This is a genomic window from Thauera propionica (assembly GCF_002245655.1).
Taxonomy (GTDB): domain Bacteria; phylum Pseudomonadota; class Gammaproteobacteria; order Burkholderiales; family Rhodocyclaceae; genus Thauera; species Thauera propionica.
The window spans coordinates 1-19,167 of record NZ_NOIH01000002.1 but is presented as its reverse complement, the minus strand read 5'-3'; the positions used below and the strand labels follow the sequence as shown (position 1 = coordinate 19,167).

18 protein-coding genes are annotated in these 19,167 nt (G+C 66.2%); 8 read left to right on the top strand and 10 right to left on the bottom strand.

The features are described 5' to 3' along the window. The first annotated feature begins 43 nt into the window (after positions 1–43). The 3 genes from CGK74_RS00505 to CGK74_RS00495 all read left to right on the top strand — a co-directional run bounded on the left by CGK74_RS00505 (position 44) and on the right by CGK74_RS00495 (position 2,868). On the top strand, positions 44–1,543 hold the full coding sequence (locus CGK74_RS00505) for a cobyric acid synthase (RefSeq protein ID WP_094266457.1): 1,500 nt from the start codon (positions 44–46) through the stop codon (positions 1,541–1,543). Beyond that, the gene (gene queF / locus CGK74_RS00500) at positions 1,543–2,388 is read left to right on the top strand and encodes an NADPH-dependent 7-cyano-7-deazaguanine reductase QueF (RefSeq protein ID WP_094266455.1); all 846 of its coding nucleotides are present in this window, start codon (positions 1,543–1,545) and stop codon (positions 2,386–2,388) included. Before CGK74_RS00505 ends, queF begins: the two co-directional genes overlap by 1 nt. Before the next feature lie 171 nt (positions 2,389–2,559). Then, positions 2,560–2,868: a c-type cytochrome gene (locus tag CGK74_RS00495; RefSeq protein ID WP_094266738.1), complete on the top strand. Its 309-nt coding sequence runs from the start codon at positions 2,560–2,562 to the stop codon at positions 2,866–2,868. Between the two features lie 90 nt (positions 2,869–2,958). Here the strand turns inward: CGK74_RS00495 and CGK74_RS00490 are convergent, their stop codons facing one another. The 4 genes from CGK74_RS00490 to CGK74_RS00475 form a co-directional block, all read right to left on the bottom strand. After that, the gene (locus CGK74_RS00490) at positions 2,959–5,127 is read right to left on the bottom strand and encodes an EAL domain-containing response regulator (protein ID WP_094266453.1); all 2,169 of its coding nucleotides are present in this window, start codon (positions 5,125–5,127) and stop codon (positions 2,959–2,961) included. Positions 5,128–5,179: 52 nt separating this feature from the next. Continuing rightward, positions 5,180–7,168, bottom strand: coding sequence for an ATP-binding protein (locus tag CGK74_RS00485; protein WP_094266451.1), 1,989 nt, complete (start codon positions 7,166–7,168; stop codon positions 5,180–5,182). A gap of 96 nt (positions 7,169–7,264) precedes the next feature. Continuing rightward, positions 7,265–8,401 (bottom strand): EAL and HDOD domain-containing protein, encoded by a 1,137-nt coding sequence (locus CGK74_RS00480; protein ID WP_094266449.1) that lies wholly within the window; start codon positions 8,399–8,401, stop codon positions 7,265–7,267. Positions 8,402–8,435: 34 nt separating this feature from the next. After that, on the bottom strand, positions 8,436–9,458 hold the full coding sequence (locus CGK74_RS00475; protein ID WP_094266447.1) for a CDP-6-deoxy-delta-3,4-glucoseen reductase: 1,023 nt from the start codon (positions 9,456–9,458) through the stop codon (positions 8,436–8,438). 21 nt (positions 9,459–9,479) lie between these two features. Here CGK74_RS00475 and CGK74_RS00470 point away from each other — a divergent pair, with 21 nt between their 5' ends. From CGK74_RS00470 to mobB, 5 genes are all read left to right on the top strand, one after another. Beyond that, a complete protein-coding gene (locus CGK74_RS00470) occupies positions 9,480–10,358 on the top strand; it encodes an NAD-dependent epimerase/dehydratase family protein (protein WP_094266445.1) in 879 nt (292 codons plus the stop codon). A 79-nt stretch (positions 10,359–10,437) separates the two neighbouring features. Further along, the gene (locus CGK74_RS00465; RefSeq protein WP_094266443.1) at positions 10,438–10,848 is read left to right on the top strand and encodes a CopD family protein; all 411 of its coding nucleotides are present in this window, start codon (positions 10,438–10,440) and stop codon (positions 10,846–10,848) included. A 24-nt stretch (positions 10,849–10,872) separates the two neighbouring features. Then, positions 10,873–12,294, top strand: coding sequence for a sigma-54-dependent transcriptional regulator (locus tag CGK74_RS00460; RefSeq protein ID WP_094266441.1), 1,422 nt, complete (start codon positions 10,873–10,875; stop codon positions 12,292–12,294). 39 nt (positions 12,295–12,333) lie between these two features. After that, entirely contained in the window at positions 12,334–14,445 is a 2,112-nt protein-coding gene (locus CGK74_RS00455; RefSeq protein ID WP_094266439.1) for a sensor histidine kinase, read from the top strand. Then, entirely contained in the window at positions 14,442–14,933 is a 492-nt protein-coding gene (gene mobB / locus CGK74_RS00450) for a molybdopterin-guanine dinucleotide biosynthesis protein B (RefSeq protein WP_094266437.1), read from the top strand. Before CGK74_RS00455 ends, mobB begins: the two co-directional genes overlap by 4 nt. 36 nt (positions 14,934–14,969) lie before the next feature. Here mobB and CGK74_RS00445 read toward each other — a convergent pair whose 3' ends face one another. The 6 genes from CGK74_RS00445 to CGK74_RS19365 all read right to left on the bottom strand — a co-directional run bounded on the left by CGK74_RS00445 (position 14,970) and on the right by CGK74_RS19365 (position 18,792). Next, complete coding sequence (locus tag CGK74_RS00445; RefSeq protein WP_094266435.1) at positions 14,970–15,872, bottom strand: ABC transporter ATP-binding protein; 903 nt, start codon at positions 15,870–15,872, stop codon at positions 14,970–14,972. Positions 15,873–15,927: 55 nt separating this feature from the next. Beyond that, positions 15,928–16,227, bottom strand: coding sequence for a nucleotidyltransferase domain-containing protein (locus CGK74_RS00440; protein ID WP_094266737.1), 300 nt, complete (start codon positions 16,225–16,227; stop codon positions 15,928–15,930). Positions 16,228–16,293: 66 nt separating this feature from the next. Next, positions 16,294–17,142, bottom strand: a complete 849-nt coding sequence (locus tag CGK74_RS00435) for a hypothetical protein (protein WP_094266434.1) — start codon at positions 17,140–17,142, stop codon at positions 16,294–16,296. Then, on the bottom strand, positions 17,142–17,519 hold the full coding sequence (locus tag CGK74_RS19095; RefSeq protein WP_240498580.1) for a hypothetical protein: 378 nt from the start codon (positions 17,517–17,519) through the stop codon (positions 17,142–17,144). Before CGK74_RS19095 ends, CGK74_RS00435 begins: the two co-directional genes overlap by 1 nt. 624 nt (positions 17,520–18,143) lie before the next feature. Further along, positions 18,144–18,584, bottom strand: coding sequence for a hypothetical protein (locus CGK74_RS18720; RefSeq protein ID WP_133091746.1), 441 nt, complete (start codon positions 18,582–18,584; stop codon positions 18,144–18,146). Between the two features lie 28 nt (positions 18,585–18,612). Beyond that, positions 18,613–18,792 (bottom strand): prepilin-type N-terminal cleavage/methylation domain-containing protein, encoded by a 180-nt coding sequence (locus CGK74_RS19365; protein WP_004335670.1) that lies wholly within the window; start codon positions 18,790–18,792, stop codon positions 18,613–18,615. Between the last annotated feature and the right edge of the window lie 375 nt (positions 18,793–19,167).

Below are 19,167 nucleotides of genomic sequence, written 5' to 3'. Positions count from 1 at the left end.
GCGATAATCCGTCCCCCAAACCGAGGACCCCGGATTCTACGCCATGTCTCCTCCGATCACCCTGATGGTGCAGGGCACCACCTCAGATGCCGGCAAGAGCACGTTGGTTGCCGGCCTGGCGCGTGCACTGCGCCGCCGCGGCCTGCGTGTGGCGCCCTTCAAGCCGCAGAACATGGCACTGAACTCGGCCGTGACCGTCGATGGCGGCGAGATCGGTCGCGCACAGGCGCTGCAGGCGCTTGCCGCCGGCGTCGAGCCCCACACCGACTTCAACCCGGTGCTGCTCAAGCCCTCGAGCGACATCGGCGCCCAGGTCATCATCCACGGCCGAGCCGTCGCCAGCCTGTCGGCGCGGGACTACCACGCCTACAAACCCACCGCGATGGCGGCGGTGATGCAGAGCTGGGATCGCCTGTGCGCGCAGTACGAGGCGGTGCTGGTCGAAGGCGCGGGTAGCCCGGCCGAGATCAACCTGCGCGACCGCGACATCGCCAACATGGGCTTCGCCGAAGCGGCCGACGTGCCGGTGGTGCTGGTGGCGGACATCGACCGCGGCGGCGTGTTCGCCCATCTGGTCGGCACGCTCGACTTGCTGTCGCCGTCCGAGCAGGCGCGGGTGAAAGGCTTCATCATCAACCGCTTCCGCGGCGACATTGGTCTGCTGCAGTCGGGCCTGGACTGGCTGGAGGCGCGCACGGGGTGCAAGGTGTTCGGCGTGCTGCCTTACCTCCATGGCCTGTTCCTGGATGCCGAGGATGCGCTGGCCGACGGCGCGGCCGACGTGAAGGCGGGCGAGGGCGCGCTGCGCGTGGTGGCGCCGGTGTACCCGCGCATCTCCAACCATACCGACCTCGATGCGCTGCGCCTGCATCCGCAGGTCGATTTCCGCTGGGTCGGGCCGGGCCAGCCGATTCCGCCTGCCGACCTGATCGTGCTGCCCGGCTCGAAGAGCGTGCAGGCAGATCTGGCCTGGTTGCGCGCACAGGGCTGGGAGGAGGCGATCCGCCACCACCTGCGCTATGGCGGCAAGGTGGTCGGCATCTGCGGTGGGTTCCAGATGCTCGGCCGCAGCCTGGCCGACCCGCTCGGGCTCGAGGGGGGCACGGGTGCGAGCGCCGGCCTCGGCTGGCTCGACATGGAGACGGTGCTCGAGGCCGAGAAGCAGCTCGTCAACGCCTACGGCCATCTCGATGCCGCGCTCGGCGCTGAGGCTGTGGCGGTCAAGGGTTACGAGATCCATATGGGCGTTTCGCGCGGTGCGGCGCTGCAGCGCCCGGCGCTGTGGCTGGCGTCGGACGAGGGTTTGCGTGCGGACGGTGCAATGTCGGACGACGGCCAGATCCTTGGCACCTATCTGCACGGCCTGTTCGATTCGCCCGACGCACAGGCTGCGCTGCTGGCCTGGGCGGGGCTGACTGACGCCCATCGGGTCGATCTCGCCGCCCGGCGCGAAGCCGATCTCGACCGCTTGGCCGACGCGGTTGAAACCTATTGCGATATTGACGCTCTGTTCGACAACCTCCTGCCTGCGAAATCGTCCTGATGAGCACCGACACCCCGCGCCTGCATGGCGCCGAATCCTCCCCGCTTGGCAAGCCGGTCGCCTACCGCGACACCTACGCGCCCGAGCTGCTGTTCCCGATCGAGCGCCAGCTGAAGCGCGACGAGCTGGGCCTGAAACCCGGTGCGCTGCCCTTCGTCGGCGAGGACCTGTGGAACGCCTATGAGCTGTCCTGGCTTGACCCGCGCGGCAAGCCGGTTGTGGCGCTGGCGCGCTTCCGTGTGCCGGCGTCCTCGCCGCGGCTGATCGAGTCGAAATCGCTCAAGCTCTACCTCAACGCCTTCAACCAGCAGCGCTGCGCCGACGCGGCCGAGGTGCAGGTGATGATCGCGCGCGACCTGTCGGCGGCGGCAGGCGCGGAGGTCGGCGTCGAGGTCGAGCCGCTCGCCCTGCGCCCGCAGCGCGTCTTCGGCTATCCGGACGGGGTCTGCCTCGACACGCTCGACGTTGCCATCGATACCTACCAGCCCGCGCCCGAACTGCTGACGGCGGGCGGGGCGGAGGTCAGCGAGACGCTGTATTCGCACCTGCTCAAGTCCAACTGTCTGGTTACTGGTCAGCCCGACTGGGGCATGGTGGTGGTGCGCTATTCCGGGAAAGCCATCTCGCGCGAAGGCCTGCTGCGCTACATCGTGTCCTTTCGCGAGCACAACGAGTTTCACGAGCAATGCGTCGAACGTGTGTTCTGCGACGTGCTCGAGCGCTGCCAGCCGCGTGAGCTTGCGGTGTGGGCACGCTACACCCGGCGCGGCGGGCTTGACATCAACCCGTTCCGGGCCAGCCGTCCCGGATTGATCGCGGACGAACGTATGGAGGTCCGGCAATGACCGGCGCGATGTCGGGACGCGTTCTTGATTTGCGTTAAAACCATGACTTTTTTCACCATTTTTCGGTCGAAAAAGGTGTTTCCGATCATGTTCGCAAGTGGGAAAATGATCATCGGTGGTTTAACATCGGCTCTGCCTTGCATGGGCCAACACATCAACGAGGAAAGCAATATGAAACTGTTCGTCGCAGCCGCGGTTGCCGCGGGTCTTCTCTCGAGCGCTCCGGCTTTCGCCAGTGCGGATCTGGCCAAGGCCAAGAACTGCATGGCCTGTCACGCGGTGGACAAGAAGCTGGTTGGCCCGGCCTACAAGGACGTGGCTGCCAAGTACGCTGGCCAGGCCGACGCCGTCGCCAAGCTGGCGACCAAGGTGCAGAAGGGTGGCGTGGGCGCCTGGGGTCAGATCCCGATGCCCCCCAACCCGCAGGTCAACGACGCCGACGCCAAGGCGCTGGTCGAGTGGATCCTGGCGCAGAAGTAATTCTGCGCATCGGGCCTGCACGGCAGGCCCGGAACAAGAAGGCCGACATAGCGTCGGCCTTTTTCGTTCACCGGACCGATCACATCCGATTCAATGCACCGGGAACACCATGGACGGTTGCTGCAGCCACGAACGCACTTCGGCTGCGGGCGCCGGGCGGGCAAAGTAGTAGCCCTGCATGATGTCGCAGCCCAGCATCTGCAGCGCTTCGGCCTGTTCCGCCTGCTCGACGCCTTCGGCGACGATGTCGAGATCGAAACCGCGCGCAATGCCGGTGATGGCCGAGATGATCGGGTTGGTCATCGGCCCTTCAAGGTCGCGCACGAAGCTGCGGTCGATCTTCAGCGTGCTGACCGGGAATTTCTGCAGGTAGGCCAGCGCCGAGTAGCCGGTACCAAAGTCGTCGATCGCGACGCTGACGCCGGCCGCGCGCAAGGCGCGCACCTTCGCGGCGACGCCGGCCGAGTCGTTCATCATCATGCTTTCGGTGATCTCCAGCTCCATCTGCGAGGCCGGCACGTCGTGCCGCTCGAGACATTCGGTGACCGAGCTGACGATGTCGCGCTTGTCGAAATCGAAAGGCGACAGGTTAACCGACATGCGCAGTCCGTCATGGCCTTCGGTTCGCCACTGCGCCAGTTGTGCGCAGGCCTGTTCCAGCACCCAGGTGCTGATTTCGCCGATCAGGCCGAGTTCCTCGGCGACCTGGATGAAGCCGGATGGTCCGAGGCTGCCGAGCACCGGATGGTTCCAGCGCAGCAGGGCCTCGAGGCCGACGATCCGGCGCTGGGCGAGGCTGACCTGGGGCTGGTAGTGCAGCTCGAACTCCGCGCGGCCGAGGGCGTTGCGCAGGTCGTTCTCGAGCGTGATGCGCTCGCGGTGATGCGTGTTCAGAGCGGGGTCGAAGAAGCGGAAGGCGTTCTTGCCCGAGCGTTTGACCTGGTACATCGCGATGTCGGCATGCCGCGTCAGGTCCTCGGCGGTGGCGCCGTCGCGCGGAAACAGCGAGATACCGACGCTGACAGTGGCGCGGTATTCGCCCTGGCTGAGCATGATCGGCGCGGCCAGAGCCTCGAGGATCTTGCTGGCGATGACTTCGGCGTCTTCGGGCGTGTTGATGTCGGGCAGCAGCACCGTGAACTCGTCGCCGCCGAGCCGCGCCAGCGTGTCGCCGCGTCGCAGCGTGGCCGACAGTCGTGCGGCGATGGCGCGCAACAGCGCGTCGCCTTCGGCGTGGCCGTAGGTGTCGTTGACGAGCTTGAAGCGGTCGATGTCGACGAACATCACGGCCAGCGCGCCGGTGCGGCGCTGGGCCTGGGCGATCGCGAGCTCGAGCCGGTCCTTGAACAGCACGCGGTTCGGCAGATGCGTGAGCTGGTCGTGATAGGCCTGGAACGAGATGATTTCCTCGGCGCGCTTGCGCTCGGAGATGTCGCGCGCCACGCCATAGAGGCCCGCCTTGCGTGGGTCGGCGCCCTGTGCCTGCATGGGGATGCCGGTGAGCGAGACGGTCACGCTGTCGTCCTCATGCGTCGCGCTGCGGTCGCGTCGCAGGCGCAGTTCGACGCTGAAGCTCTCGCCTGGCAGCGAGCTCGGCTGCGCCAGCAGGGTGCAGATGCGCTCGACATCCTCCGGCATCACCAGCGTGGTGAAGGGGCGCCGCATCAGGTTGTTTCGTTCGTAGCCGAGTAGTGCCTTGACCCGCGGGTTGATGTAGCTGAAGCGGCCTTCCGAATCGAGCGTGAAGATCAGGTCAGGCGAACTCTCCACCAGGTAGCGGTGCAGGCGTTCCGAGGCCTTCAGGCGCTGGCTCATGGCGCGGTTGGCCTTCTCCAGGGCGGCCTTGTGCAGGGCGCTGTCGACCGCGCGCTGCAACTGCGCGACGTGGTAGGGCTTGCGCACGTAGTCATCGGCGCCGCGGCGCAGTGCGCCGATGGCTGCGTCGATGGCGTCTTCGCCGCTGATGATGATGACGGCCTCGTCGCGGCGGTGTTCGACCAGCCAGTCGAGCAGCGCCAGACCCGTGGCGTCGGGCAGGCGGTAATCGAGCAGCACCAGATCGTAGTGCTGGCGCTCGAGATGATCGATGGCCTCGGCGATGCTGCCGGTCTCGTCGAACGTGCGACCGGCATTGGCCAGGACGTGCGGGAAGGTGCGCCTCAGCGCCGGATCGTCATCGACGATCAGGATGCGGAACACGGCTGCGCTGGCGCCTGCATCTCGCGGGGGCTGGAAGGGTTGATCACCCGGAATCGACATGTCGCGTCAGCGCTCGTCAGGAGGATTGGTCGCAACGGGCATAATGCAACACTCAGACGGAATGTTCCAGCGGCAGGAAGATCTGGAAGCTGGTGCCGCTGCCCGGTTGGCTGCGACACAGTATCGTCGCATTCCATTGCGACAGGATTTCGCGCACGATCGACAGGCCCACGCCCTGGTGTCCGCCGCCCTTGCTGCTCGGGCGTGGCGAGAACAGGTCGGCCACGCGGTCGGTGGGCAGGCCGGGGCCGTTGTCCACCAGGCGGATCTCGACGCAGGACTTGCCGTCGACCGAGACCTGGGACGATACCGACACCACCAGGCGCTGGCCGGGCAGCAGCGCTTCGGAGGCGTTGCGGAACAGGTTCAGCAGTACCTGCTTCAGTGCCGATGGCGGAATGGCTGCGACCGGTACGCCCTTTGCCGCACGCAGTTCGAGCTGGATGCCGTGCTCGTTGAACAGCGCGTCGCCGTAGATCGAGCGCAGGTCCAACAGTAGTTCGGGCACGCGGCAGCGGGCAGCCTCGACGGTTTCGACCGGCAGGTCGCCGGCGCTGCGCAGCAGGTTGTCGATGCGGTCGAGCTCGGTGTTGAGCAGCACCATCTCGTTCTGCAGCGGCGCATCCTCCGGGCGCTCCAGCCCGAGCATCTCAAGGCGGCTCTTGAGCACCGTCAGTGGGTTGGTGGCTTCGTGGGCGATCTTGCGCACATGCTCGCGGAAGCGTTGCTGCAGCAGCGCCTCGCGGTCGGCCAGTGCGTGCTGCTGGCGCAGTGCGGCGCGCAGGGCGCGGACGGCGGCACCGAGCAGGGCGGCGTAGCGCCACTGCAGTTCGCTGGCCAGCTCGTTGCCGTGATCGATGGCGATGAGCGCGACCGAGGGATGGCCGTTGGTGGTCAGTGGCAGGCAGCAGAAGCCGTCTCCGCCAAGCCAGCGGGCGACCTGCCAGTCGGCCAGGCTGCGGCCGGGGCGCCCGCCCTGCGGGGCGAAGACGGTGACCTGCTCGCTGCGCGCGCACAGCGCGATGATGCTCGCTTCGTCGTCCAGGCGCAGGTGCAGTTCCTCGATCAGCGCGGTGGGCGATCCGGGCGGCGTGTCGAGCATCGGCGCCAGCCGCCCGGCGGCGTCCGCCGACAGCAGCACGGGTGCTGCAGGCAGGCCGAACAGGGGACAGGCGATGGCCAGCCGGTCCTCGATCTCCGTGCGCTCCAGGTCGACGAAGGCCGCGGTCAGCAGGCCGAGCATGCCCGCGCTGCGATAAGGATCCTCGGCGAGGCTGGCCGGCGGTCGCGCGTCGAGCGCGGTGCTGCCTGCGGCGGGCGGGGGGTAGGCCGCGTGGCCGGACACGATGTAGCCGATGTCGGTGCGCAGGCTGGTCAGCGTCGGTTCGGCGAGTCCGCTCAGACGTCCAATCTCGTCGAGTCGCTCCTGCCAGTCGTCATCGGCGAGACGTTCCGCGGCAACGCTCAGGCGCAACAACGGATGTGCGCCCTGCAGTTGTTCCTCCATGACGGCGCCCAGCTCGAGAGCGTCGCCCAGGCTGGCCGGCAGGCCGCAGTCACGCACGAGTTCCGCCAGCGGACGCGTCGTTCGCGCGGCGCGGCGCGTGTCGGCCGAGGTGTTGCCTCGGCTGCGTGCGCAGGCGCCGAATCCGCGCCACAAGCCCGCGAGATAGGCCTCGTCGGGCCGGGCGTAGCCGGTCTCCATTGCCAGATGCAGCGCGCATTCGGCTCGCATCAGTGCGCGATCGGGCGCGGCGTCGATTGCGCTGCCGCGGCTGCCGAGTCCGAGCAGCCAGGCGCGGAGCAGGTCGCTGCCGATGCGCTCGAGACGGTGGCGCAGCACCGTGTTGAGGCCGTCCGCCAGCTCGCCTTCAGCCAGTGGCTGTGCGACAAGCAGCGCCAGGCTCAGTGCGGGGTCGCGCGCAACGACCAGCGCGACCTCGGGCCAGTTTGGCGAACTGGCCGACAATAGGCGCAGGATCGTCGCTGCGCCGTCTGCGCGCGGCTGAAGCTCTGGCTGGTTGGAAACGGCAGGATGCATGGGGGCTACGGCCGCTAGTCGGACTGGATAGCCGATTCTAGACGGCCGAATAGACGCACAGCGTGACGCAGTTTGCGGTGGACGCTGCGTCGGGCCTCAAGCCTGCAGGCTGTCGGCGAAGGCGAGGCCGGTCAGCAGCGCGCGGTTCACACTGTCGAAGGGCAGGTGCAGCTCTTCGGCGGCCTTGGTCAGCCCGGCGCCGTCGAAGGCCTCGCAGTGCTGGGCCAGGCGCAGGAAGGGGGCGAATTCGCCCGCGTCGTGCACCAGCGCGTCGGTCACGCTGGCCGGCAGGTTCATCTCGTCGAGCACGGCCTGCATCGAAGTGCCGAGCAACAGGTGCAGCAGCGAGAAGGCGCCGGTGATGAACAGGTTGTCGCGCTCGGAGGCGTCGAAGTAGCTGGCGCCGATCTCTTCCATGAAGCGGCCGCGGGCGATTGCGGTCTGCATCATCGACGGCGCGCTGGGGTCGCGGCTGGCCGTGACCAGCAGCAGCGACAGCCACTTGTTGAGCGCGTTGTAGCCCAGGATGCTGACCGCGTGGCGGAAGGACTGGATCTCGCACATCAGGCCGAAGCCGGCCGAGTTGATGTAGCGCAGCAGCTTGTACGACAGCGCCACGTCCTGCTTGAGCACGTTCTCGATGTCGCGGATCTCGGCGTTGTTGCGTACCAGGTTGAGCAGGCGGACGATCTGCGCGTGGCCGGGCGACAGCTCCTTGGCGGGCGGGTTGCCGTGCAGGAAGAACCAGCCCGAGGCGCCATCGAAGCCCGCGCCCACTGCCTGGCGGAAGGCATTCACGTCGGGCAGGCCCCAGGCCAGCTTCAGCCCGGGGGCACCCGCGGGCGCCATGCCTCGGCGCACGTCGAGGATCGCGAAACGCCAGTCGATGCCGGGCGGCAACGCAGCGCCGGCGGTGAACCAGGTCAGGTTCATCGGTACACCGCTGTCGCGCAGCCGGGGCATCAAGGCCTGCGTCTGCGGGTGGGCCAGAGTCTGGGCGGGGATTTCGATCGTCGCGTTGTCCGGGATCTTCCAGTCCATCAGCTCGGGCGTGGGCACCAGGCGCCCCAGGCTGACGAACACCGGATGATGGGTCGGCCAGACGTCGCCGAGCGCGTTCAGCGTCTCGACGACCGCCCCCACGTTGGGGCCGTGCGCGATCAGGCGGTTGGCGGTGATCGCGCGACTCTTGTTCACCACGGGTTCGCGGGTCAGCAGGGTGGTCTGGCTCATGGGGGCTCCGGTGTCGGGCGCGTGGTGCGTCGGGTCAGTTCGTGGGCGCGGCGAAGGTGAAGGCGTCGGCGTAGAAGGCGTCCTCCGGCAGGCCGCGCTGGCCGCAGAAGCTGATACGGGCCGCATCGATCATGGCCGGTGCGCCGCAGGCGTAGACCTCGTGGCCCGACAGGTCGGTGAAGTCGTCGAGCACCGCCTGATGCACCAGGCCGCGACGGCCGGACCAGTCGGCGGAGGCCGAAGCATCCGACAGCACCGGGATGTAGCGGAAGCCGGGCAGCGCGCCTTCCCAGCTGCGTGCCAGTTCGTCCAGGTAGAGGCCGGCGCGGTCGCGTGCCCCCCAGTAGAGCGTGATCGGGCGCTTCACGCCGATCGCGATGGCGTGCTCGACGATGCCCTTGATCGGTGCGAAGCCGGTCCCGCCGGCCACCATCACGATCGGACGCGCCGAATCCTCGCGCAGCCAGAAGCTGCCATGCGGGCCTTCGAAGCGCAGGATCTCCTTCTCCTTCATCGCCTCGAACACGTGGGCGGTGAACCTGCCGCCGTCGATGCGGCGCACATGCAGCTCGATGTGGCCGCCGTCGTGCGGTGCGTTGGCGATCGAGAAGCTGCGGCGCTGGCCGTCGGCGAGCAGGATGTCGATGTACTGGCCGGCGCGGAACTGGAAGTTCTCGCTGGCAGGCAGCTTGAGGTCGATCAGCATCACGTCGTCCGCCAGGCGCTGCAGCTTCTGCACGCGGCACGGCAGCTTCTTGACCGGGATGTCGCCGGCGCGGGTGACGTTGCGCGCCTCCACGACCAGATTCGACTGCGGTCTGGCGCAACAGAACAGCGCATAGCCCTCGGCACGGTCGGACTCGCTCAGTGCCCCGGCGGAGAACTTGCCGTAATCCACCGTCCCTTCGAGCACCTTGCCCTTGCAGGCGCCGCAGGCACCGTCGCGACAGCTGTGCGGCAGCAACAGGCCGGCGCCGAGCGCGGCCTCGAGCACGGTCTGGTCGGCAGCGGCTTCGAATTCGTGTCCGCCGGGCTGGAGGGAAATCCGGTAGGTCATGGTGCGTGTGATAATTACAAAATGAAAAGAATCCTGATCGTCGGCAGCGGTGACGTTGCCGCTCGCTGCCTGCCCTGGCTGACACGTCGCTTCCGCGTCTTCGCGCTGGTGCGCCGTGGCGCGGCGGCTGCCAGCCTGCGTGCGGCCGGTGCGGTGCCGGTGCAAGCCGATCTCGACGACCGTCGCAGCCTGATGCGGCTGGCGGGGCTGGCCGATGCCGTGCTGCACTTCGCGCCGCCCCCCCCGCAAGGAGCCGGAGACCCCCGTATGGCGCGGCTTCTGGCGGCGCTGGGAGCCGGCCGGAGTCTACCACAGGGCCTCGTATACATAAGCACGACAGGGGTTTACGGCGATTGCGGCGGCGCGTTGGTCGATGAAACGCGTCCCTGTCGCGCCAGTACCGCGCGCGCGCAGCGTCGCGTCGATGCCGAGCGTCGCCTGCGCGATTTCGGCCGCCGCAGTGGCGTGCGCGTTGCCATCCTGCGCGCGCCCGGCATCTATGCCGCCGACCGTCTGCCGCTCGACCGCCTGCAGCGCGGGGATCCGGTGCTGACGGCCGCCGATGACGTCTTCACCAACCACATCCACGCCGAGGATCTGGCGCGGCTCGCCTGTCTGGCCCTGTTCCGAGCGCCGGCAGGGCGGGTGTACAACGCCGCCGACGATTCCGACCTGAAGATGGGTGACTACTTCGACGCCGTTGCCGACGCCTTCAAGCTTCCGCGTCCGCCGCGGCTGTCGCGCGGCGAGATCGGGCAGCGCCTGTCGCCGCTGACCCTGTCCTTCATGAGCGAATCGCGTCGGCTGGACAACCGCCGCCTCAAGCGGGAACTGCGCACCGTGCTGCGCTATCCGACGATTGCCGACGGACTGCGTGACGCAGTGCGCCGCAGTGCCTGAACGGGCGGGCTATCTTGTCCGGCCGGGCAGGCATCGTACAAACCCCACTTACGACTGACTCGGAACTTCTTCAATCGACATGCTGACCATCAAGGCCCTTCACATCATCTTCGTCGTGAGCTGGTTCGCCGGCCTCTTTTACCTGCCGCGCCTGTTCGTCAACCACGCCATGGTCGAGGACGCCGCCACGCGCGAACGCCTGGCGATGATGGAGATGAAGCTCTACCGCTTCATGACCCCGCTGGGCATTCTGGCCGTGGTCTTCGGCTTCTGGCTGTGGTTCGGCTACGGCTTCGCCGGCGGCTGGCTGCATGCCAAGACCCTTCTGGTCATCTTCCTGATCGGCTATCACCTGTACTGCGGCCGCCTGCTGCGCGACTTTGCGGCCGGGCGAAATACCCGCAGCCACGTGTGGTTCCGTGTGTTCAACGAAGTGCCGGTGATCGTGCTTGCGGTGGTGGTCTTCCTCGTCGTGCTGAAACCCTTCTGATCCATGGTCCGCGGAGGAGACGACATGCCGCAGCAGACGGCAACGGGCATGGAAAGACCGGTGGAGCTGGCCGAATACAACTGGCAGGCCCATTCGGTGCTGGTGGTCGATGACGAGGAGGGCATGCGCAACTTCCTCGAGCGCACGCTCGCGCGGCGCTGCGGCATGGTGCAGGCCGCGGCCGACGCCGAACACGCCGCCGAGCTGATGGCGCGGCTGCATTTCGACCTGCTGATCCTCGACATCGCGCTGCCGGGCAAGTCCGGCATCGAGTGGCTGCACGAACTGCGCGAGCACGGCTATACCGGTGACGTCATTCTGGTCACCGCCTTCGCCGACATGGAGACCGCCATCGACGCGCTGCGCGGCGGCGCGTCGGACTTCATCCTCAAGCCCTTCCGCGTCGACCAGATTCTCAACTCGATCAAGCGCTGCTTCGAGCGTGCCCGCCTGGCGCGCGAGAACTTCGTGCTGCGGCGCGAGCTGGCCGGGCTGGCCGCCGATCCCATCGGTCTGGTCGGGCATTCGCCGGCGATCGAGCAGCTGCGCGGCCTGGTGCGGCGCGTCGGGCAGATGCCCAGCACCGTGCTGCTGCTGGGCGAATCGGGCACCGGCAAGGAGGTCGTCGCACGCGCGCTGCACCAGACCAGCCCGCGCGCCCAGCGTCCCTTCGTGCCGCTGAACTGCGCGGCGATCTCGTCCGAGCTGATCGAAAGCGAACTGTTCGGTCATGTGAAGGGCGCTTTCACTGGCGCCACCGAAACCCGCAACGGCCTGTTCTACTACGCCCACGGCGGCACGCTGTTCCTCGATGAAATCAGCGAGCTGCCGCTGGCCATGCAGACGCGGCTGTTGCGCGTGCTGGAGGAGCGCAAGCTGCGCCCGGTCGGCTCCGAGCGCGAGGTGCCGGTGGATGTGCGCATCATCGCCGCCTCCAACCGCGATCTCGCGGCCGAAGTGAGGGCTGGCCGTTTCCGCCAGGACCTGTACTACCGCCTCGCCGTCGTGGATATCCGCATGCCGCCGCTGCGCGAGCGCCGCGAGGATATTCCCGACCTGATGCGCCACTTCATGCAGCAACTGTCGGTGCAGCTGGGCGTCGCGCCCCTGCCGCTGTCGCACGAGGTGGTGAGCCGGCTGGCCGCCTATCCCTGGCCCGGCAACGTGCGCGAGCTGCGCAACTATGTCGAGCGCTCGATGATCCTCGGCAGCTTCCCGTCCGAGCCGGTGCCCGGTGCCGACGTGGTGCCGCCGCCCCCGGCCGGCGAGCTGGAGCTGAGCCTGGCCGAGGTCGAGCGCCGCCACATCGAGCGCGTCACCGAGGCCTGTGGTGGCAACAAGACCGAGGCTGCGCGCCGGCTGGGCGTGTCGCGCAAGACGCTCGAGCGCAAGTTCGCCGAGTGGAGCGAAGCCGCCCTTGCCGACACGCTGGAGCGCCGCGCCTGAGGGCGCTGCCTGCGCTCGCTGCCGAATGCCACGCATCCGATGACCCCGTCGCGCCCCGCGTCGTCCCCGTCAGTCACCTGGCGCAGCCCGCTTGCTGCGCTGCGCGCGTCGGTGCGCGCCAAGCTGCTGTTCCTGGTGCTGGCGCCGCTGATGCTCGGCTTCCCGATCATCATGGGGCTGACCTGGTACTGGGGCGAGACCTATTACCATCGCCTGATGGTGTCCAAGGTCGGCAGCGACATGTCGACCGCGCACGGCTACTTCGAGCGCGTCATCGACAATGTCGGCATGCGCGTGACCGGGCTCGCGAATTCGCACGAACTGGCGCTGGCTCTGCAGCTCGAGATGCTCGATGCGGTACTGAAGGCGCGCCGCGCCGAACACGCGCTCGATTTCCTCAACCTGCTCGACGTCAGCGGCCGCGTGCTGCAGTCTTCCGGCAACCTCGCCCCGGGCAGCGACCGCATGGGGTGGCCGGTGGTGGCGCAGGCGATCCGCTCGGGCAGCAGCAGCGTGATCGACCTGTTTCCGGCGGACGAACTTGGCGCGCTGTCGCCCGCCCTGCGTGAGCGGGCCCGCCTGACGCTGATTGACACCCCGCGCGCGGTCCAGGACGGGCGCAGGGTGGAAGAGCGCGGCATGGTCATCCATGCGGCGGCGCCGGTACGTGACGGCAGCGGCAACCTGGTCGCGGTGCTCGAGGGCGGCGTGCTGCTCAACGGCAATCTCGATTTCGTCGACAACATCAACGCCATCGTCTATCGCGAGGGCACGCTGCCGCTGGGCGGCAAGGGCACGGCCACGCTGTTCCTGGACGATGCGCGCATCGCCACCAACGTGCGCCTGTTCGAGGGCGAGCGCGCGCTCGGCACGCGCGCCTCGCAGGTCGTGCGTGACCATGTGTTGCGCGATGGGCGCACCTGGCTGGAGACCGCCTTCGTCGTGAACGACTGGTACGTGTCGGGCTACGAGCCGGTGGTCGACAGCCTGGGCGAACGCGTCGGCATGCTCTACGTCGGCTTCCAGGAGGCGCCCTACCGTGCAGCGAAATACCTCGCGCTGGCCGTGGTCGCAACGATTTCGCTGATCATCAGCGGGCTCGGCGCCTTGTGGACGCTGCACTGGGCGCGCAGTGTCTTCCGCCCGATCGAGCGCATGCACGCCACCATCGGCAGCATCGAAGCCGGCGACGCCACGGCGCGCGTCGGCCATATCGACAGCCGCGACGAGCTCGGGCGACTGGCGACCGAGTTCGACCGGCTGCTCGACAGCCAGGCTGCGCAGCGTGCCGAGTTGCAGTCGCTCAACGCCGCGCTCGACCGCAAGGTGGCCGAGCGCACTGCCGACCTCGCCGCCGCCAACGAGGAACTGCGCGCCGCGCAACGCCAGCTGGTGATGCGCGAGAAGCTCGCTGCCATCGGCGAACTGACGGCCGGCGTCGCCCACGAGATCAGCAACCCCACCGCCGTCATCCAGGGCAACCTGGACCTGATGCGCGAGGAACTCGGCGCCGCCGCACAGCCGGTCGCCAACGAGATGCGGCTGATCCACGAGCAGGTCAATCGCATCCGCGTCATCGTCACCAAGCTGCTTCAGTTTGCGCGGCCAGACGAGTTCGCCGGCTATGTCGAGGCGGTGGACGTCAATCCCGCGGTCGCCGACTGCCTGGTGCTGACGCGTCAGCACCTCGCGCGCGCCGACGTGAAGGTGGTGCAGCAATTGCAGGCGCGCGAGCGGGTGCAGATCAACCTGCAGGAGCTGCAGCAGGTGCTGATCAACCTCATCGTCAATGCCGTGCAGGCCATGCCCGGGGGCGGTGCCCTCACGCTCGCGACGGCCGACCGCGACCCCGCGACGGACGCCCGCGGCGTGCGCATCACCGTGCGCGACACCGGCAGCGGCATCCGCGGCGAGGACATGGCGCGCATCTTCGATCCCTTCTTCACCACCAAGAAGCGGCAGGGCACCGGGCTGGGCCTGTCGATCAGCCATACGCTGGTCGAGCGCTACGGCGGCCGCATCGAGGTCGACAGCACGCCCGGCCTCGGCACGGCTTTCACGGTCAGCCTGCTGGCCGAACCGGTCTATCACAACGACACCGCCCCGGACGGCCGGGGCGCCGACGACTCAACGGACGCACACGCAACATGAAAGTGATGGGTTTTGCCGGCTGGTCCGGCAGTGGCAAGACGACGCTGGTCGAGCAGGTCATCAGCGTGCTGACGGCGCGCGGCTACGCGGTCTCGCTGGTCAAGCACGCGCACCACAGCTTCGACATCGACCACGCCGGCAAGGACTCCTGGCGCCACCGTCAGGCCGGTTGCCGCGAGGTCATGGTCAGCTCCGGCCAGCGCTGGTCGCTCACGCGAGAGCTGCGCGGCGCGCCCGAGGCGACGCTCGACGAACTGCTCGACAAGCTCGGTCCCTGCGACGTGGTCCTCGTCGAAGGCTTCAAGCGCGCCGAAATCCCCAAGATCGAGGTGCATCGCGCCGTAGTGACCGAGCCGCTACTGTTCCCGGAGGACGGCCGCATCGTCGCCGTGGCGACGGATACCGAGGTGTCCACCACCCTGCCCACGCTGGACATCAACGATCCCGAGGCGGTGGCGGATTTCGTGGTGGGGTATCTGGCCCTCTGATCGCGCGCGACGAGTGGCCGTCGAGGGCGAGCCGGCTTAAGCCGGCTTCTGCCCTTCCAGAATCTTGAAGAACACCGTCTCCAGCGACACCGCCGGCTTCACCGTCACCAGCCGGCCGCCTTCGGCCTGAAGCCGCGTCAGGAAGGCTGGCAGGGCGGCTTCGTCGAGTTCCTGTTCGTATTCGCCTTCGCGGATCGCCGCGTGTTCGCCATCCAGCGGGGCACGGGCCTGGTAGCGCACGATGAAGCGGTCGGCGCGCTCGCTTACCAGGTCGCGCGGCGAGCGGGTGGTCAGCAGTTCGCCCTGATGGATGAAGCCAAAGCGGTCGGCGATGCGCTCGACGTCGTGCAGCACGTGCGAGGTGAAGAAGATCGCGCCGCCGTCGCGCTTGTATTCGGCCAGGATGTCGACCACGTCCTTGCGCCCCACCGGGTCCAGGCCCGACAGCGGCTCGTCCAGCACCAGCAGGCGGGGACTGACGACCAGCGCATGGGCCAGCGCCACGCGCTGCGCGTTGCCCTTGGACAGCTCGCGGATGCGGCGCCTGGCGTTCTGCGCCACCGAGAAACGTTCCAGCCACTGCATGCACCAGGCGTCGGCATCCGGCCGGCGGATGCCGTACATGTCCAGCGCCATGCGCAGGATCTCGAGCGGTGTGAATTGTTCGTACAGCGCGGGCGATTCGGGCACGTAGGCGATGCCCTTGCGCGACTCCGCCTCGCGCGCCGACACGCCGTACAGCTTCACCTCGCCCTCGTAGTCGTTGATGACGTCCAGCATCACCTTGATCGTGGTGGACTTGCCCGCACCATTGGGGCCGACGAAGCCGAACACCTCGCCTTCGGTGACATCGAAGCTGACGTTGCGCAGCGCCTGTACGGTCTTGCCGCGGGAGCGGAAGGTCTTGCTGACGGAATGGAATTCGAGGGCGGGGGTCATGGATAGCGGTGTTGTTGCTGCATGGCGTGTTGCCACAGGCGCCTATGTTCGCTGATCAAATCGGCTCTCCATTTTCTATGGCTTCGCGGTCGATGGGGCGCAGCGGTGTGTTCTTTCGATGGACTACGATGTCGATGCGTTGCTCACCCAGCGCACGCTGCAAGGCTGCGTAGAACTTCAGTTCGCGTTCGAGCACCTCGCCGGCCTCGCCCTCCAGTTCTACGAACAGGTCGATATCCCCACCTCGTGCGTCTGCGTTCGCTCGAGATCCGAACAGCCGCACGTCGATACCCGGGCCGAGTGTGCGTGCAGCCGCAGTGCGGATCAAGTGGCGTTGTTCTGTGCTGAGTCGCATGGCGTCCGTCTCATTGGCGTGAGCCATAGAGTAAGCTGCAGTCGAAAAACAGGAAAGTCTCGCGGACTAAGGCCGCTCCAGCCCGGCGATCTTGAGTTCCTTCAGCCGGAACCGGCCATCGGCGAATTCGTAGCCGATGCGCAGCGGATCGTTGGGGAAGGCCTCAAGTTCGCCGCTGTCGATCAGCGCCTGCGGGTTGGTCAGGGGCTGGCCGAAGCGAGCTTCGTAGCGTTGCTGAGCAGCGCGCAGGGTGATGAGGCCTTGCAGGCGGGCGATGCGCTTGTCGAGCATGCCTTGCAACTTGGAGTCGCTGGTTTGCGCGCGCTCCTGCTGCAGGAAGTCGAGCGCGGCGCTGTCGTCCTTCAGTTCGCCTGCTGCGAGCATGATGGCGAACTTGCGGAAGCCGGCGGCGTTGTCGGTGGCGCGTTCGGCGGCAATCTCCAGCGAGGCGCGAGCACCTTCGACGTCGTGCAGGAAGAAATACAGGTTGAAGCCGTAAAAGAAGGGTGGGATCTCGTCCCAGGTGCGGCACTCGGTGGCGCGCTTGAGCAAGTCGTTGCCTTCGGCCACCGCCCCGCCCCAGGTCAGCAGGGCGTTGCCCTGGTAGTAGTTGTCTTCGTGGCAGGGGTTCAACTGCGCGACCACGCGACGCGCACGGATGGCGAAGGAGGCGTTGGCTTCGGCCGCTTCGGGGTTGTCGCTGGTGGTCGCAACGGCGCGGATGGATTCGATGTTGGCGGCCAGAAAGCGGTCGCCGCCGGCGAGCAGCAGTTGTACCGGGGCCGAGACGACCACGCGGTCGAATACTTCGGGTGGCGGCTCGGTGCTGGCAGGCGACCGCATGGCCCAGATCGCGGCGAAAAGGCCGAATCCCAGTGCTGCAATTGCGAGCGGCAATGCGTTGCGCGCATTCATCAGGCGAACTTCTTCCGGTTCAGCGCCCACACCGACAGTGCGAACAGGGCCGCAGCATAAGCCAGCGTGGAGACGACGCGCAGCGGCCAGTCGTCGGGCAGGAATTGCCAGTCGCCGTAGAGCGAAATCATGCGCACATCGAGCGCGGCCAGGTCGGGCAACAGGTAGCCGAGCAGGCTGAGGGAAGACTGGTAGGTGTCGGCGTTCCCGACCAACGTGCTGTCGCGCGTCAGCAGCGCGACGATGGCCGAATAGGAGCGAGCCACCCCCATGAAGCCGATGGTGCCGATCAGCACAAAGCTGGGCGTAGTTGTGGTGACGGCGATCAGCGTTCCAATGGCGAGCGCGACCAGAAGATCCAGCGCAATGAAGGCCATCGTGACAACGTAAGGCAGGCCTAGTGCCGGCGGTTTCGACTGAGAAATGCCATGCCCGACCCAATTGGTAAGCCAGGCCAGAGCAGAGGCTAAAACAATAAGTAAACTAAAAAGGAGTAAGGCGGCAACGAAAACTCGACTCAGGAGAAACGCCTGCCTCGGGAGTGGGTACGTCATAGACGTTAGATAGAGCTTTCGATCGAACTCTCGAAACAATAAGTCATGAACTAGAAGAGTGGCGAGCACTGGTAGCAAAATTCGGATAGCCGAAATGCCAACATCAAGAGCGACACTTGAGGGTTGGCGCCCGCTGAACTGTGCAGCAACTAGTGCTGCCACAATTAAAGAGGCGCTTAACCACGCTACGGTGGGGAAAAATCTTGTGCTTGCACATAAGCGAAATGCACTGCGGAAATGAGCTTGGTATAGCATGAGATTTTATCCACGATGTTTTCGTATTTTTTCTGGATCGATCGTGAGGGTGAGGGTGTCTTTGTAACGTAGTAACTAAATTCCACTAAAAAACAGGCCGCGTAAGCTTAATGCTTTGCGGCCTGTTATTTCCAATTTTAATGGAATAGCTATTGTATGCCTTGTCAATAGCTATTAGGGTGAGAGCTTGTCTTATTGCTCAGCTGCGGTGGCAGCAGCAGCAGCAGCGCTGCAGAGTTCCCCAGGATATTCCGGCGTTACCGTACCGGCAAGGGTCGTGGCCGTCGCCATGCTTGCACCAGTTGCGGTTACTCGTTCAGTTCCCGTGCATGCAACAGTTTCACCAGTAGTCGGGTCTGGTACCCCGCAGCCAACCGGCGTCGGTCTGTCGACTTGGCGTGCAACGGTTCGGCCAGCAGTATGGCATGCGCTAATTGCAATACGCTCCCCGTCGCAGTCCACGCCCGCATTCACACCTGTGGTGAGGTTAATCGTGACGTTCTCGTTCAAGAGGCCGCATTGATCAGTAGTGATAGGGCCCGAGCCTTCGAGTTGATAAGTGCCGCCGGCGACTTGGGCGAAAGTTGCACTCGAAATAAGGAGACCAAAAAGGAGGGCAGAAATTTTCTTCATCGTATATCTCCGATATGCTTGGCGTGGATCAGCGAAGCGACGAAATGATCGCTGTAATACCGTTCTTGGCATCAGCAACGGCGGAGGTGTCGTTCGCCTTTGCGCGGTACTCGTTAAACTGCGGAATCGCGATGGCGGCCAGGATGCCGATGATCGCCACGACGATCATCAGTTCGATCAGGGTGAAGCCCTTCTGAATCTTTTTCATTGAAGTTTCTCCTTCGAGGTTCGGCGGTCGTTTCCGCTTGTCGTCATATACGCAAAGGGCGTGCCAGCTCGAAAACCCGCGATTTCCGTGACGGAGTGCCGCGGATTGACACTCGATAGGGTTCACCCATGACAAACGCGTCGTCGAATGTCAGAAGTGGACAAACGAGAAAAGTAAAAAAACAAACCGACATCTCTCTCGGCCGCGTTAGGGGCTGTTCACATTAGCTGATTTGTGTTTACATCCTGATCTTTGGGCGGAGATCAGGATGCTTCGGATGGTGTTGACAGATGAACAGTGGCAGACAATCGAAGGGCTTCTACCCGGCAAGCCCGGCGATAGAGGGCGTTCGGCCAAAGACAACCGGCTGTTCGT

Excerpts from the sequence above, each read along its gene's own strand:
- CGK74_RS18720 (WP_133091746.1), bottom strand. The coding sequence starts at position 18,584 with ATGAAGAAAATTTCTGCCCTCCTTTTTGGTCTCCTTATTTCGAGTGCA.
- mobB (WP_094266437.1), top strand. The coding sequence starts at position 14,442 with ATGAAAGTGATGGGTTTTGCCGGCTGGTCCGGCAGTGGCAAGACGACG.
- CGK74_RS00480 (WP_094266449.1), bottom strand. The coding sequence starts at position 8,401 with ATGAGCCAGACCACCCTGCTGACCCGCGAACCCGTGGTGAACAAGAGT.
- CGK74_RS00460 (WP_094266441.1), top strand. The coding sequence starts at position 10,873 with ATGCCGCAGCAGACGGCAACGGGCATGGAAAGACCGGTGGAGCTGGCC.
- queF (WP_094266455.1), top strand. The coding sequence starts at position 1,543 with ATGAGCACCGACACCCCGCGCCTGCATGGCGCCGAATCCTCCCCGCTT.
- CGK74_RS00490 (WP_094266453.1), bottom strand. The coding sequence starts at position 5,127 with ATGTCGATTCCGGGTGATCAACCCTTCCAGCCCCCGCGAGATGCAGGC.
- CGK74_RS00475 (WP_094266447.1), bottom strand. The coding sequence starts at position 9,458 with ATGACCTACCGGATTTCCCTCCAGCCCGGCGGACACGAATTCGAAGCC.
- CGK74_RS19365 (WP_004335670.1), bottom strand. The coding sequence starts at position 18,792 with ATGAAAAAGATTCAGAAGGGCTTCACCCTGATCGAACTGATGATCGTC.
- CGK74_RS00495 (WP_094266738.1), top strand. The coding sequence starts at position 2,560 with ATGAAACTGTTCGTCGCAGCCGCGGTTGCCGCGGGTCTTCTCTCGAGC.
- CGK74_RS00440 (WP_094266737.1), bottom strand. The coding sequence starts at position 16,227 with ATGCGACTCAGCACAGAACAACGCCACTTGATCCGCACTGCGGCTGCA.
- CGK74_RS00470 (WP_094266445.1), top strand. The coding sequence starts at position 9,480 with ATGAAAAGAATCCTGATCGTCGGCAGCGGTGACGTTGCCGCTCGCTGC.
- CGK74_RS00465 (WP_094266443.1), top strand. The coding sequence starts at position 10,438 with ATGCTGACCATCAAGGCCCTTCACATCATCTTCGTCGTGAGCTGGTTC.
- CGK74_RS00505 (WP_094266457.1), top strand. The coding sequence starts at position 44 with ATGTCTCCTCCGATCACCCTGATGGTGCAGGGCACCACCTCAGATGCC.
- CGK74_RS00455 (WP_094266439.1), top strand. The coding sequence starts at position 12,334 with ATGACCCCGTCGCGCCCCGCGTCGTCCCCGTCAGTCACCTGGCGCAGC.
- CGK74_RS00435 (WP_094266434.1), bottom strand. The coding sequence starts at position 17,142 with ATGAATGCGCGCAACGCATTGCCGCTCGCAATTGCAGCACTGGGATTC.
- CGK74_RS00485 (WP_094266451.1), bottom strand. The coding sequence starts at position 7,168 with ATGCATCCTGCCGTTTCCAACCAGCCAGAGCTTCAGCCGCGCGCAGAC.
- CGK74_RS19095 (WP_240498580.1), bottom strand. The coding sequence starts at position 17,519 with ATGGCCTTCATTGCGCTGGATCTTCTGGTCGCGCTCGCCATTGGAACG.
- CGK74_RS00445 (WP_094266435.1), bottom strand. The coding sequence starts at position 15,872 with ATGACCCCCGCCCTCGAATTCCATTCCGTCAGCAAGACCTTCCGCTCC.